Consider the following 14,224-nt stretch of genomic DNA (forward strand, 5'->3'; position numbering starts at 1 on the left):
GCTACCCTGCCAACCTGTCTATCACCTGGGAAAACCCTGATGCCGCTGCGCCAGCGTCTTGAAAACTTACCGGTAGGGCAGAAACTGCTGGCCGCCCTGCTGGTACTGCTGACCACTGTACTGCTGGTGGCCAACCTGACCTTTATCAGCGCCGCCTACTGGATCTCCCAGGAAAGCATGGCCCCTCAAGCCTTGCAGGCGATTGGACGACTGGTGTCCAACCCGGCCCTTGCCGCCGAAGCCCTCGAATCCCCGGCCAAGGCCGACGCGCTGCTCAACGAGCTGACCAGCTATTCGCCGCTGCGCGCTGCCGCCCTGTACGACGGCGAAGGCAACCGCCTGGCGCAGATGCAACACGGTGATCGCCTGCATCTGCCGGATCACTACCGGCATATCGAAGCCTGGCGCGTGACCGAGTTTCGCAGCAACCAGGTGATCACCCTGCCCCGCGTCGGCCAACCGTCCGGGCATCTGTTGCTGGTGGCCAGCAGCGAACTGCCGGTGGCGTTCTATACCGGCACGCTGACGGCCAGCCTCGGCATCCTGATTTTCAGTGTGCTGCTGTGGCTGGTGATCGCGCGGCAGATCAAGCGCCTGATTACTCGGCCGATCCACGAGCTGGAAGAACTGTCGCGCCAGGTGACCCGTGAAGAAAACTATGCCCTGCGCGCCGGCCGTGGCAACCGCGATGAAATCGGCAGCCTGGCCGAAGCGTTCAATACCATGCTGTCGCGCATCGAAGCCCGTGAGCAGCAACTCAAGCGCGCGCGGGACGACTCCCAGGCCGCCTATGACCAGGCCCAGGGGCTGGCCGAAGAGACCCGCCATACCAACCGCAAGTTGGAACTGGAGGTGCAGGTCCGCAGCAAGATCGAGAAAAAACTCACCGGTTTTCAGAATTACCTGAACAGCATCATCGACTCGATGCCCTCGGCGCTGATCGCCCTGGATGAGCAGCTCTATGTCACCCAGTGGAACCAGGAAGCCAGCGCACTTTCCGGTACGCGCCTGGACGAGGCCCTGAACCAGCCGATCTATCTCGCCTTCGAACCAATCAAACCGTTCCTGCCGCAGATCAAGGCCACGATCGAACAACACACGGTAGAACGCATCGAACGTGTCACCTGGATCAAGGACGAAGAGCCCAAGCATTACGCCCTGACCTTCTATCCACTGATGGGCGGTGCCGGGCGTGGCGTGGTGATCCGCATCGACGACATTACCCAGCGCCTGTCCCTGGAAGAAATGATGGTGCAGTCGGAAAAAATGCTCTCCGTCGGCGGGCTGGCCGCCGGCATGGCCCATGAGATCAACAACCCGCTCGGGGCAATCCTGCATAACGTACAGAACATCCGCCGCCGCTTGTCCGCCGACTTGCCCAAGAACCTCGAATATGCCGAACAGGCAGGCATCGAGCTGGCGACGGTCAATCGCTACCTGGAGGGGCGTGAAGTGCCGCAACTGCTCGATGGCATCCAGCAAGCCGGGGCACGCGCCGCCAAAATCGTCACCCACATGCTCAGCTTCAGCCGTCGCAGCAACCGACAGATGGCACCTTGCGACCTGCCGGCGCTGATCGACCAGGCGGTGGAAATTGCCGGTAACGACTTCGACCTGACCATCGGCTTCGACTTCAAGGGCCAGGCCATCATCCGTCAGTTCGACCCACAGCTCGGCCCCGTGCCCGGCACCGCCAACGAGCTGGAACAAGTCCTGCTCAACCTGTTGAAAAATGCCGCCCAAGCCATTCACCTGCGCGAAGGCGACAGCGAACCGGGGCGTATCATCCTGCGCACCCGCCTCAATCCGCCATGGGCCGAGATCCAGGTGGAAGACAACGGCATCGGTATGAGCGAGAACGTGCGCAAACGCACCTTCGAACCGTTCTTTACCACCAAGGAAATCGGCCAGGGCACCGGGCTGGGCTTGTCGGTGTCGTATTTCATCATTACCAACAACCACAAAGGCCAGATGGAAGTGCATTCCACACTTGGTCAAGGCACCTGCTTCACCCTGCGCCTTCCCTTGGCCGGCAGCCAATTGCCGCCTTATGAACCGACCCAACTGGAGCACTGACCATGGGCTTTCGCCTGTCGAAAATTTACACACGCACCGGCGACGGGGGCGAAACCGGGCTGGGTGATGGCCGCCGTGTGCCCAAGGACCACCCGCGGGTGGACGCTATCGGCGAGGTCGATACGCTGAACAGCCAACTGGGGTTGTTGCTCGCCGGTCTTGAAGAGCAGAGCGGCAAGCACCCTGAACTCAAGGACGTGATCGAGGTACTTACGCCTTGCCAGCATCGTTTGTTCGATCTGGGCGGTGAGTTGGCGATGCCGGTGTACAAGGCGTTGAGCGCGGCGGAAGTGGATCGGCTGGAAGCGGCGATTGATCGCTGGAATGAAGAGGTCGGGCCGCTGGAGAACTTCATCCTGCCCGGAGGCTCCGCGTTGATTGCCCAGGCCCATGTCTGCCGCAGTCTGGCGCGCAGCGCGGAACGGCGCTGTCAGCACCTCAACGCGGTGGAGCCGTTGGAGGGAGTGGGGTTGGCGTATATCAATCGGTTGTCGGACTTGCTGTTTGTGGCGGCGCGGGTGATTGCCAGGCGCCAGGGTGTGGCTGAGGTTTTGTGGCAGGCGGCGGCCAAGCCACACTGAGATTTTTCAGCTGAATGACAGGACCTCATCGGGAGCAAGCCCCCTCCCACATTTTGTCCACATTCCAAAGGTGGAACTCGGTCGAATGTGGGAAGCGGCTTGCTCCCGATAGGGCAAGTCAGAACAGCATCAAACCTGCGGCCAGAACGCTCTGATACCTGCCACTCCTTGCGCCCCGGCTTCCCAAGCCTGCTCCCGCTCACCCGGCCCCACCCCACCCAGCAGAAACACCGGCCTGCTGAACCCACGGATCAACTGTGCCGCCTGCTCCCAACCCAATGGCTGGGCATCAGGGTGCGTCCGGGTCGGCTGCACCGGCGACAGCGTGACAAAATCCACGTCCATCAATTGCGCCAGTGCCAGCTCTTCAGCGTTGTGGCACGACGCAGCCAACCAGCGGTCCTTCGGCAGCGGCCGGCCTTTGCTGGCGTATTTACGCAGTTGGGCCGAGGTCATGTGCCAGCCGGCCGCTGGAAAATCTCCCAGCCATTCAAACGGTCCCTTGAGCATCAACTGTGCCTTGCCGGCGCACAGGCCCACCGCATCCACCGCCAGGTCGCGGTATTTGGGGTCGTAGCCATTGGGTGCGCGCAGTTGGACCAGCTTGATGCCCCCGGCAATAGCCTTCTGAATCCCGCGCAACAGCGTCGGGGTTTCCAGTTCGCCCGGCGTGATCAGGTACTCGGCGGGCAGGCGCGCGGCAGCCACGATCGGCGCGTTGGCGGCCGGGAACGCGAAGTTGATCAGGTCCCGCGGCGCCACCCATTCCAGGGGTTGCCCCTCGGCACCGTGCGGCTCGCCGGTAAAGGCCGAGACTTCCCAGACATCCAGCAACACCTGTTTGTCCGGGTAGTCATGGTGCACCTTGATCAACGGCCGCGCCGTGGTGACCTGGATGCCCAACTCTTCCTGCAGTTCGCGGGACAGGGCCACAGCGACCGACTCGTCGGCCTCCACCTTGCCGCCGGGAAACTCCCAGAGGCCGCCCTGATGCTGGGTATCGGCGCGGCGCGCCAGCAGGATCCTGCCGTCGACACCGCGGATCACCGCCGCTGCTACATGCACTCGTTTCACCGCGCTCATCCTCCAGGCTTCAGGTACGGTATTCCGCGTTGATCTTCACGTACTCGTGGGACAGGTCGGTGGTCCAGATGGTTTCGCTGCACTCACCGCGACCCAGTTCGATACGGATGGTGATCTCTTCCTGCTGCATCACCGCCGAGCCCTGGGCTTCGGTGTAGCTCTCGGCGCGGGCGCCACGGCTGGCGATGCACACGTCACCGAGGAACACGTCGATCTTGCTCACGTCCAGGTCCGGCACTCCGGCACGGCCAACCGCGGCGAGGATGCGGCCCCAGTTCGGGTCGGAGGCGAACAGTGCCGTCTTGATCAGCGGCGAATGGGCCACGGTGTAGCCGACATCCAGGCATTCCTGGTGATTGCCGCCGCCGTTGACTTCGACCGTGACGAACTTGGTTGCACCTTCACCGTCACGCACGATGGCCTGGGCCACCTCCATGCACACCTCGAACACCGCCTGCTTCAACGCTGCGAACAGCGGGCCGCTGGCCTCGGTGATTTGCGGCAGGTTGGCCTGGCCGGTGGCGATCAGCATGCAGCAGTCGTTGGTCGAGGTATCGCCATCGATGGTGATGCGGTTGAACGACTTGTTGGCGCCGTCCAGGATCAGGCTGTGCAACACCTCGCGGGAGACTTTGGCGTCGGTAGCGATATAGCCGAGCATGGTGGCCATGTTCGGGCGGATCATGCCCGCGCCCTTGCTGATGCCGGTCACGGTCACGGTCACGCCATCGTGTACGAACTGACGGCTCGCGCCTTTTGGCAAGGTGTCGGTGGTCATGATGCCGGTGGCCGCCGCCGCCCAGTTATCCACAGATAGATTGTCCAGCGCGGCTTGCAGGGCGCCTTCGATTTTCTCGACCGGCAGCGGCTCGCCGATCACGCCAGTGGAGTACGGCAGCACTTGGCTGGCGTCCACGCCGGTCAGTTGAGCCAGCTTCGCACAGGTGCGCGCGGCGGCAACAAGACCTGGCTCACCGGTGCCTGCGTTGGCATTGCCGGTGTTGGTCAGCAGGTAACGAATAGCGCCGGCAACGCGCTGTTTGGCCAGGATCACCGGCGCGGCACAGAACGCGTTGAGGGTGAACACACCGGCGACGGTCGAGCCTTCGGCACAGCGCATCACCACTACATCCTTGCGCCCCGCACGTTTGATGCCGGCAGAAGCGATACCGAGTTCAAAACCGGCAACCGGGTGCAGCGTGGGCAAAGGACCAAGACCAACAGCCATGAATGCGCTCCTCAAAAAATAGGTGATATCTGTGCCGTCGCTATCGACGGGGGAATTAATGGCAAAACGCCGCGACGGCAGAGGCCGGTCGCGGCGCGGGGTGTTGCAGCGTCAGGCGAAAATCTTATTCGATCTGGCCGTGGCAGTGTTTGAATTTCTTGCCCGAACCGCAGTAGCACAGCTCGTTGCGGCCCAGTTTCTGCTCGTTGCGCACTGGCGATTGAGCCAGGGCCACATCGACCTCCTCGCCCAATACTTCAGGCGCGTCCAGGCCCGGTGCTTCGTCGTGCTGGAACTGCATGCGCGCCGCCAGTGCCTCGGCTTCCTGACGCAGGCGCGCCTCTTCCTCGATCGGGTCTTCGCGACGCACCTGAACGTGGGACAGCACGCGAATCGAGTCGCGCTTGATCGAATCCAGCAACTCGGAGAACAGCGTGAAGGACTCGCGCTTGTACTCCTGCTTCGGGTTCTTCTGGGCGTAGCCGCGCAGGTGGATACCGTGACGCAGGTGGTCCATGGTCGACAGGTGGTCTTTCCACAGGTCGTCCAGCACGCGCAGTACGATTTGCTTCTCGAAGGTGCGCAGTGCTTCGGCACTCGCCTGCTCTTCTTTCTCGTTGTACGCGGCCAGCAGCTCGGCCATCAGTTTTTCACGCAGGGTTTCTTCGTACAGGTGGTCGTCTTCGTCGAGCCATTGCTGGACCGGCAGGTCGACACCGAAGTCGCTCTTCAACGCAGCTTCCAGGCCGGCAACATCCCACTGCTCAGGCAGGGACTGTGGCGGGATGTGCGCGCTGACGGTGGCGTTGAGCACGTCCTGACGGAAATCGGCGATGGTCTCGCCAATGTTGTCGGCGGCCAGCAACGTGTTACGCATGTGATAGATCACTTTACGCTGTTCGTTGTTGACGTCATCGAACTCGAGCAGTTGCTTACGAATGTCGAAGTTGCGCCCTTCAACCTTGCGCTGGGCCTTCTCGATGGCGTTGGTCACCATGCGGTGCTCGATCGCTTCGCCGGACTGCATGCCCAGGGCCTTCATGAAGTTCTTCACGCGGTCCGAGGCGAAGATGCGCATCAGGCTGTCTTCCAGGGACAGATAGAAGCGGCTGGAACCGGCGTCACCCTGGCGACCGGCACGACCACGCAACTGGTTGTCGATACGGCGCGATTCGTGACGCTCGGACGCAATCACCTGCAGGCCACCGGATTCCAGCACGGCCTGGTGGCGCTTCTGCCAATCAGCCTTGATCTGGGCGATCTGCTCAGGCGTCGGGTTGTCCAGGGAGGCGACTTCCACTTCCCAGTTGCCGCCCAACAGGATGTCGGTACCACGACCGGCCATGTTGGTGGCGATGGTCAGTGCGCCTGGGCGACCGGCCTGGGCAATGATCTCGGCTTCCTTTTCGTGGAACTTGGCGTTGAGGACCTTGTGCTCGATGCCTTCCTTGTTGAGCAGGTTGGACACATGCTCGGAGGTCTCGATGGTCGCGGTACCCACCAGGATCGGGCGCCCCTTGGACAGGCCGTCCTTGATGTCGTTGATGATCGCCGCGTATTTCTCTTCGGCGGTCAGGAACACCAGGTCGTTGAAGTCTTTACGCGCCAGCGGCTTGTTCGGAGGGATGACCACCACCGACAGACCGTAGATCTGGTGGAACTCGAACGCTTCGGTGTCGGCCGTACCGGTCATGCCGGACAGCTTGTTGTACAGGCGGAAATAGTTCTGGAAGGTGGTGGACGCCAACGTCTGGCTTTCGGCCTGGATGTTGAGCATTTCCTTGGCTTCGATCGCCTGGTGCAGGCCTTCGGACAGACGGCGACCCGGCATGGTGCGGCCGGTGTGTTCGTCGACCAGTACTACCTGGCCATCCTGCACGATGTATTCGACGTTGCGATGGAACAGCTTGTGGGCGCGCAGGCCGGCATACACGTGGGTCAGCAGGCCCAGGTTGTGCGCCGAGTACAGGCTTTCGCCTTCTGCCAGCAGGCCGATCTGGGTCAGCATGTCTTCTACATACTGGTGGCCGGCTTCGTTGAGTTCGACCTGACGGGTCTTCTCATCGATGGTGAAGTGACCTTCTTTGGTCACCACGCCTTCCACTTCCTCGATGTGCTGCTCAAGACGCGGGATCAACTTGTTGATCTCGGTGTACAGGCGCGAGCTGTCTTCGGCCTGGCCGGAGATGATCAGCGGGGTACGGGCTTCGTCGATCAGGATGGAGTCGACTTCGTCGATCACGGCAAAGTTGAGTTCGCGCTGGAATTTTTCTTCCATGCTGAACGCCATGTTGTCGCGCAGGTAGTCGAATCCGAATTCGTTGTTGGTACCGTAGGTGATGTCGGCGGCGTAGGCGGCGCGTTTTTCTTCCGGCGGCTGGAACGGCGTCACGACGCCGACGGTCAGGCCGAGGAATTCATACAGCGGGCGCATCCAGTTGGCGTCCCGGCGAGCCAGGTAGTCGTTCACCGTCACCACGTGCACGCCCTTGCCGGACAGTGCGTTGAGGTAAACACCCAGGGTCGCTACCAGGGTCTTGCCTTCACCGGTACGCATTTCGGCGATCATGCCTTCATGCAGGGTCATGCCGCCGATCAACTGGACGTCGAAGTGGCGCATGCCCATGACGCGCTTGCCGGCTTCGCGGGCGACCGCAAAGGCTTCGGGAAGCAGCTTGTCGAGGGTTTCACCTTTGGCTATGCGGGCCTTGAACTCTTGGGTCTTGGCGCGCAATTGCTCGTCCGACAGGGCAACCATCTGCTCTTCGAAGGCATTGACCAGCTGCACCGTCTTGAGCATGCGTTTGACTTCGCGCTCATTCTTGCTTCCAAAAAGTTTCTTTAACAAAGGCGCAAACATATCGGCAGGTTCTTCCACACATAGGGATGGAGGGCGCACCGTGAGTGGCCCGAGCAGCCCTCACGGCCGCATGCGAACGCGCATTCTACCCGGAATCGTGGGTGAGGAAAGTGGCGTTGTTCCTAGATGCTGGCATGGCGCCGTGAGAGGGCCTGTTTAAAATAAGGGCTTTTGCGCGAACTTCAACCCATGGAGCGCAGAAGTTACCTATTGATTTGACAGGCAAAGCCTCATTGACGCTTTGCCTGGGGGCATGCAGGCGCTTTCTGCTAAGATGGCCGCTCTGTTACTTAAGGTGTCCAATAATGGCATTTCGCCCTCTTACAGCCCGCGCTCCTGGCGCGTTGCTTCGCGAAGCCAAGCCGTTGAAAGCCATCTTTGGCCATGCGCAACGCTTGGGCCATTTGCAGCGACTGCTCGAAAGCCAACTGCAACCGGCCGCGCGCGAACATTGCCATGTAGCGTCCTGGCGCGAAGGCAACCTGCTGCTGATTGTCACCGATGGCCATTGGGCGACCCGCCTGCGCTACCAGCAAAAACGCCTGCAGCGGCAATTGATGGCCTTTGATGAATTCGCCAACCTCACACGCATCCAGTTCAAGGTACAGCCCCCCACCGTCCAGCAAGGCGCGGTCGGGCATACCATCGACTTATCGGTGAGTGCGGGCGAAACCATTCAGGCCACCGCCAATGGCATCAAGGATCCGGGCCTGCGCGCAGCGCTTGAGCGGCTGGCCGCCCACGCCAAGCCCAAGACCTGAGCCGCTACTTGCGCTTGCCGCCGCCCAGCAAAGACCCCAACAAGCCACGCACCAATTGCCGCCCCATCTGATTGGCGGCCTGCTGCATCGCTGACTTGAGCGCCTTGCCTGCCGCGCTGCCCAGAAACGCCCCTGCCTTATCGGTAAAGCTCGGCTCCTCGGCAACCGGCGTGGCGTCTTCGGCAGGGCCCAAATCCTTGCGGGCCATCAGCACCTCATAGGCCGACTCCCGGTCAATCGGTTTGTCGTAGCGCCCCTGCAAGGGCGAACGCGCGATCAGTGCGACGCGTTCTGCCTCGGTAAGCGGTCCGATCCGCGATTGCGGTGGCGCAACCAATACCCGCTGGACGACTTGCGGCGTACCTTTTTCCTGCAAGGTTCCGACCAGCGCTTCCCCGGTGCCCAGCTCGGTGAGCACCGCCAAGGCATCAAACGCCGGGTTTGGCCGAAAACCGTCTGCCACCGCGCGCAGGGATTTCTGCTCTTTGGTGGTGAATGCGCGCAGGCCATGCTGGATACGCAAGCCGAGTTGGGCGAGCACCGTGTCCGGCAGGTCGCCAGGCGATTGAGTGACGAAATACACGCCAACCCCTTTTGAACGAATCAACCGCACCACTTGCTCCAGGCGCTCCTGCAAAGCCTTGGGGGTGTCGGCGAACAACAGATGCGCCTCATCGAAAAACAGTGCCAACAGCGGTTTTTCCGCATCGCCGCGCTCGGGCAATTGCTCGAACAATTCCGCCAACAGCCACAGCAGGAAGGTCGCGTACACCTTCGGCGCCTCGTGCACCAGGCGGCTGGCATCCAGCAGGTGGATGCGCCCGCGCCCGTCGCTGGCCGGTTGCAGGAGATCTTCAAGCTGCAGGGCCGGTTCGCCGAACAACGCCTCCGCGCCCTGTTGTTCGAGCACCGCCAGGCGCCGCAACAGGGCCTGGCTGGAGCCGGTGGTCATCAGCGCGGCGTCGTCACCCAATAACTCCGGGTGATAGCGCAGATGATTGAGCAGCGCCTTGAGATCCTTGAGGTCCAGCAGCAGCAAGCCTTCGCGATCCGCAACCTTGAATGCCGCGTAGAGAGCCGACTGCTGGCTGTCCGTCAGCTCCAGCAAACTGCCGAGCAACAACGGGCCCATTTCACTGATGGTGGTGCGCAACGGATGGCCGGACACCCCGTGTATATCCCACAGCGTGACCGGATACGCCTGGGCCGTGTAATTCAGGAAAGGCATGCCGGCGATACGCTCCGCCACCTTACCCTGAGGGAAGGCAGCGGCCCCCAGGCCACAGAGGTCCCCTTTGATATCAGCGGCGAATACCGCCACGCCCGCATCACTGAAGGCTTCGGCCAGGCGCTGCAGCGTGACGGTCTTGCCCGTACCCGTGGCGCCGGCAATCAGCCCGTGACGATTGGCCAGGCGCATGGCCTGGGCGATGGGCTGGCCGTCAAGGTCGGCGCCGATAAGGAGTTGCGTGGAGTCAGGCATTTCGTCACCCATGGTTAATCTTTAGTGTCGCCAGGTCGATAAAACAGATGTGAGACCCATAAAAGTCTAAAAACGCTCGGATACTTCCTACAGGGAGCAACGGAAATATCAAACTTTTTTTGACGCGAATCTTCGGCATGTTCCACAAGAGCGCGCCTTGGATATTGATATTAAGACCTTAGCGGACCCTACAAGCCATGAATAAAAACCTACGTTTCAGCCATAAAATCCTGCTTGCAGCCTCCCTTATCGTGATCGTGGCTTTTTCGCTGTTTACCCTCTACAACGACTACCTGCAACGCAACGCCATCCGTGACGACCTCAATAGTTATCTGCATGAGATGAGCGATGTCACCGCCAACAGTATCCAAACCTGGCTGAGCGGGCGTATCGCGCTGGTGGAAAACGCAGCACAGAACATCGCAATCAACCCTGAACCCGCTGTCGTTGCCAGCCTGCTGGATCAGAAAACCCTGACATCTTCATTCATGGCGACCTACGTGGGCGACAGCAAGGGTGCCTTCACCATCCGTCCCGACACCAAGATGCCGGACGGTTTCGACCCCCGCGTTCGTCCCTGGTACAAAGGCGCCCAGGCCAGCAATGGCTCAACGCTGACCGAACCCTACATCGACGCCGCCACCGGCAAACTGATCATCTCCATCGCAACCCCAAGCACCCGGGCCAGCGAGGCCGTGGGCGTGGTCGGCGGCGACCTCAGCCTGCAAACCCTGGTGGATAACATCGGCGCGCTGAAGTTTGGCGGCATGGGCTACGCGTTCCTGGTGAGTGCCGACGGCAAAGTGCTGGTCCACCCGGACAAGAACCTGGTGATGAAGACCCTCGCCGATGTGTATCCGAAGAACACTCCGAAAATCAGCAGCGACTTCAGCGAAGTCCAGGCCAACGGCAAAGACAACATCGTCACATTCACACAGATCAAAGGCCTGCCCTCGGTGAACTGGTACCTGGGGGTATCGGTGGACAAGGACGAAGCCTACGCAATGCTCAGCAAATTCCGCACATCAGCGGTGATTGCCACCGTGATCGCGGTCGTGATCATCATCGCGCTGCTGGGCATGCTGATCCGCGTCCTGCTGCAACCGCTGCACCTGATGACCCGCGCCATGCAGGACATCGCCGATGGCGAGGGTGACCTGACGCGCCGCCTGGCCATCCAGAATCATGACGAGTTCGGCACCTTGGGTGACGCGTTCAACAGCTTCGTGGAACGTATTCATACCTCCATCCGCGAGGTGTCCTCGGCCACGGAGCAAGTCAACGAAGTGGCACTGCGCGTCGTCAGCGCGTCCAATTCCTCGATGGTCAACTCCGATGAGCAAGCCAACCGCACCAACAGCGTCGCGGCCGCGATCAATGAACTGGGCGCCGCCGCGCAGGAAATTGCGCGCAATGCGGCACAGGCGTCCAATCAGGCCAGCGATGCCCGCCAACTGGCCGAAGATGGGCAACAGGTGGTAGAGCGCAATATCAAGGCGATGACCCAGCTGTCCGCGATGATCAGCGCCTCCAGCAGCAATATCGAAGCACTTAACAGCAAGACGGTGAACATCGGCCAGATTCTTGAGGTGATTACCAGCATCTCCCAGCAAACCAACCTGCTGGCGCTGAATGCCGCCATCGAGGCTGCGCGGGCGGGCGAGGCCGGGCGTGGTTTCGCCGTGGTCGCCGATGAAGTGCGCAACCTGGCCCATCGCACCCAGGAATCGGCGCAACAGGTGCAAACCATGATTGAGGAGCTGCAAGTCGGTGCCCGCGACTCCGTGAGCACCATGGGGGAAAGCCAGCGCCACAGCCACGACAGCGTGGAGATCGCCAACCTGGCCGGGGAGCGCCTGAACAGCGTGACCCAGCGCATTGGCGAGATCGACGGCATGAACCAATCGGTCGCGACCGCCACCGAAGAGCAAACCTCAGTGGTGGAGTCGATCAATATGGACATCACCGAGATCAACACCCTGAACCAGGAAGGCGTGGAAAACCTGCAGTCGACCCTGCGCGCCTGCGCCGACCTTGAGCGCCAAGCCTCGCGCTTGAAGCAACTGGTGGGCAGTTTCCGGATCTGATCCACCGCAGGCGCCGGTCCGGCGCCTGCACTGACGCCCTGCGATGAACGCCAACCGAACATCTATTCTTACCGAAGGTCCACGTAAGGAGAGCAATGGATCGGAGGGACGTTCATCGTGCATATCGCTGACATAACCATGTTCTACGCCCCGGCCAGCGGCGGCGTGCGCACCTACCTGGATGCCAAGCACCGGCGTCTGGCGCTCAAGTCCGGTATCCGCCACAGCCTGTTGATCCCAGGCGCACAGTTTGGCGAACACGATGGGATATTCACCGTGCCCTCGCCTCCCCTACCCTTCGGCAAGGGCTATCGTTTCCCACTGCGGCTGGCGCCATGGCGAAACGTCCTGCGTGATTTACAGCCCGACCTTATAGAAGTGGGCGATCCTTACCTGACTGCCTGGGCCGCATTGGATGCTCGGCGCCAACGGGATGTGCCGGTCATCGGGTTTTATCACTCCGACCTGCCCCTGCTGGTGAGCAACCGGATGGGGCCCTGGTTTGCGCCGAATGTCGAGGCGTACGTCGGCAAACTCTATGGGAATTTCGACCGCGTACTGGCCCCTAGCCAGGTCATGGCCGACAAACTCGTGGGCCTTGGCGTGAGAAATGTCTTCGTGCAGCCGCTGGGCGTGGATCTGCACACCTTCACGCCGGACGCGCGCGACCCTGGACTGCGCGCAGAATTGGGCATCAACGAGGACACGCGTCTGCTGATTTTTGCCGGGCGCGGTTCAAAAGAGAAAAACCTGCCGGTGCTGCTCAACTGCATGAAACGCCTGGGTGACCGCTATCACTTGCTGCTGGTGGGCTCCGGCATGCCGAACAACGTGCCGGACAACGTCAGCGTGATCGATAGCTTCCGCCCCGCCCCGCATGTCGCCCGGTTGATGGCCAGTGCCGATGCGCTGCTGCATGCCGGCGACCAGGAAACCTTTGGCCTGGTCATTCTGGAGGCCATGGCCTGTGGCATACCGGTGATCGCCGTGGCCGCCGGTGCCTTCAATGAAATTGTCGATGAACGCTGCGGCCTGTTGTGTGCGCCCAACAACCCACAGGCGATGGCCAACGCGGTGCGCGAACTGTTCAGCACCGACAGCCGCCGCTTGGGCGCGCAGGCCAGGGATCACGTAGAACGGCGGTATGCGTGGGATACGGTGGTCGACAGCCTGCTTGGGCACTATCACGCGGTCACAGGCAGCCACACCCCCATGCTCGCCCATGGCTGAGCGCTCGGTGCTGTTGGTGCTGCACGATGTGGCGCCGCACAATTGGGCCGACTATCGCCCGTTTGTCGAGGCTGTCGATGCGCTGGGCCCTGTACCGATCACCTGGCTGGTGGTGCCCGACTTCCACCATCACGACGCCCTGACCGCTCACGGCGATTTCCGTCGGCTGCTGGATGGCCGGGTTGCAAGAGGCGACGAACTGGCCTTGCACGGCTACTACCATCGCGACGACCAGCCCGCCCCGCGCACGGCCAGGGACTGGTTCATGCGCCGGATCTACACCCATGAGGGCGAGTTCTATCAACTGTCACAGGCCCAGGCACTGCAGCGTCTGTGTGCGGGGATTGAGGTATTTCGCCGCAACGACTGGCCGTTGCAGGGATTTGTCGCGCCCGCCTGGCTAATGAGCCAAGGCACCCGTGAGGCATTGCGCCAATTGCCGTTTTGCTACACCAGCGACCCGCAGCACCTGTATCGGCTGCCCGACTTCAGCCGCATCGACGCACCCGGCCTGGTCTGGAGCGCCCGCAGTGCCTGGCGCAGAGGCATGTCCAAAGTGATCAGCGACTACCGGGAAGCGCGTTGGCGGGACGCTCCGGTGATTCGCTTGGGACTGCACCCGGTCGATATGCGCCACGAATTTTCCCGACGCTATTGGTTCGACACCTTGAAGCGGTTGCTGAAGGCTGGACGAATCCCGCAGACCAAAGCCGCCTGGCTGGCGGCGCAACCTTGAGCCAAGGGGTCACGGCGTGAAAGGGGTCAATCCTTGGCCGGCACTTGGGTATCTACACCTCTCGGGTAGTAGGTTGAACCTGTGGCGAGGGGGCTTGCC

At 61.6% G+C, this 14,224-nt stretch carries 10 protein-coding genes and 1 pseudogene; 7 read left to right on the plus strand and 4 right to left on the minus strand.

Features of this window, described 5'->3' with window-relative positions; genetic code table 11:
- The first annotated feature begins 39 nt into the window (after window positions 1-39).
- Both PSH66_RS23415 and PSH66_RS23420 read left to right on the plus strand, forming a co-directional pair.
- On the plus strand, window positions 40-2,076 hold the full coding sequence (locus tag PSH66_RS23415) for a HAMP domain-containing sensor histidine kinase (protein ID WP_003175816.1): 2,037 nt from the start codon (window positions 40-42) through the stop codon (window positions 2,074-2,076).
- Between the two features lie 2 nt (window positions 2,077-2,078).
- Window positions 2,079-2,657: a cob(I)yrinic acid a,c-diamide adenosyltransferase gene (locus PSH66_RS23420; RefSeq protein ID WP_141063349.1), complete on the plus strand. Its 579-nt coding sequence runs from the start codon at window positions 2,079-2,081 to the stop codon at window positions 2,655-2,657.
- Window positions 2,658-2,786: 129 nt separating this feature from the next.
- Here the strand turns inward: PSH66_RS23420 and PSH66_RS23425 are convergent, their stop codons facing one another.
- From PSH66_RS23425 to secA, 3 genes are all read right to left on the minus strand, one after another.
- Window positions 2,787-3,731, minus strand: a complete 945-nt coding sequence (locus tag PSH66_RS23425; RefSeq protein ID WP_042945938.1) for a Nudix family hydrolase — start codon at window positions 3,729-3,731, stop codon at window positions 2,787-2,789.
- Window positions 3,732-3,750: 19 nt separating this feature from the next.
- The gene (gene argJ / locus PSH66_RS23430; RefSeq protein WP_305427721.1) at window positions 3,751-4,968 is read right to left on the minus strand and encodes a bifunctional glutamate N-acetyltransferase/amino-acid acetyltransferase ArgJ; all 1,218 of its coding nucleotides are present in this window, start codon (window positions 4,966-4,968) and stop codon (window positions 3,751-3,753) included.
- A 124-nt stretch (window positions 4,969-5,092) separates the two neighbouring features.
- Window positions 5,093-7,828: a preprotein translocase subunit SecA gene (secA, locus tag PSH66_RS23435; RefSeq protein WP_078825892.1), complete on the minus strand. Its 2,736-nt coding sequence runs from the start codon at window positions 7,826-7,828 to the stop codon at window positions 5,093-5,095.
- Between the two features lie 305 nt (window positions 7,829-8,133).
- Between secA and PSH66_RS23440 the strand changes: the two genes are divergently transcribed.
- A complete protein-coding gene (locus tag PSH66_RS23440; protein ID WP_003175821.1) occupies window positions 8,134-8,589 on the plus strand; it encodes a DUF721 domain-containing protein in 456 nt (151 codons plus the stop codon).
- A gap of 4 nt (window positions 8,590-8,593) precedes the next feature.
- Here PSH66_RS23440 and PSH66_RS23445 read toward each other — a convergent pair whose 3' ends face one another.
- Entirely contained in the window at window positions 8,594-10,072 is a 1,479-nt protein-coding gene (locus PSH66_RS23445; protein ID WP_003175822.1) for a helicase HerA-like domain-containing protein, read from the minus strand.
- A gap of 341 nt (window positions 10,073-10,413) precedes the next feature.
- Here PSH66_RS23445 and PSH66_RS30260 point away from each other — a divergent pair.
- From PSH66_RS30260 to PSH66_RS23460, 4 genes and pseudogenes are all read left to right on the plus strand, one after another.
- Window positions 10,414-11,253: pseudogene (locus tag PSH66_RS30260) on the plus strand (cache domain-containing protein); the annotation flags it as partial.
- Between the two features lie 141 nt (window positions 11,254-11,394).
- Window positions 11,395-12,159 carry a methyl-accepting chemotaxis protein gene (locus PSH66_RS30265; RefSeq protein ID WP_370694862.1) on the plus strand — a complete coding sequence of 255 codons (765 nt, stop codon included), beginning with the start codon at window positions 11,395-11,397 and terminating at the stop codon, window positions 12,157-12,159.
- Window positions 12,160-12,276: 117 nt separating this feature from the next.
- Window positions 12,277-13,389, plus strand: coding sequence for a glycosyltransferase family 1 protein (locus PSH66_RS23455; protein WP_003175824.1), 1,113 nt, complete (start codon window positions 12,277-12,279; stop codon window positions 13,387-13,389).
- A complete protein-coding gene (locus PSH66_RS23460; RefSeq protein ID WP_305427722.1) occupies window positions 13,382-14,125 on the plus strand; it encodes a polysaccharide deacetylase family protein in 744 nt (247 codons plus the stop codon). The genes PSH66_RS23455 and PSH66_RS23460 overlap by 8 nt, the downstream gene beginning before the upstream one ends.
- Window positions 14,126-14,224: the final 99 nt, after the last annotated feature.

The organism is Pseudomonas sp. FP597, assembly GCF_030687435.1.
In the GTDB taxonomy this organism is placed as follows: Bacteria; Pseudomonadota; Gammaproteobacteria; order Pseudomonadales; family Pseudomonadaceae; genus Aquipseudomonas; species Aquipseudomonas lactucae.

Excerpts from the sequence above, each read along its gene's own strand:
- PSH66_RS23415 (WP_003175816.1), top strand. The coding sequence starts at position 40 with ATGCCGCTGCGCCAGCGTCTTGAAAACTTACCGGTAGGGCAGAAACTG.
- PSH66_RS23420 (WP_141063349.1), top strand. The coding sequence starts at position 2,079 with ATGGGCTTTCGCCTGTCGAAAATTTACACACGCACCGGCGACGGGGGC.
- argJ (WP_305427721.1), bottom strand. The coding sequence starts at position 4,968 with ATGGCTGTTGGTCTTGGTCCTTTGCCCACGCTGCACCCGGTTGCCGGT.
- secA (WP_078825892.1), bottom strand. The coding sequence starts at position 7,828 with ATGTTTGCGCCTTTGTTAAAGAAACTTTTTGGAAGCAAGAATGAGCGC.
- PSH66_RS23440 (WP_003175821.1), top strand. The coding sequence starts at position 8,134 with ATGGCATTTCGCCCTCTTACAGCCCGCGCTCCTGGCGCGTTGCTTCGC.
- PSH66_RS23445 (WP_003175822.1), bottom strand. The coding sequence starts at position 10,072 with ATGCCTGACTCCACGCAACTCCTTATCGGCGCCGACCTTGACGGCCAG.
- PSH66_RS30265 (WP_370694862.1), top strand. The coding sequence starts at position 11,395 with ATGGTCAACTCCGATGAGCAAGCCAACCGCACCAACAGCGTCGCGGCC.
- PSH66_RS23460 (WP_305427722.1), top strand. The coding sequence starts at position 13,382 with ATGGCTGAGCGCTCGGTGCTGTTGGTGCTGCACGATGTGGCGCCGCAC.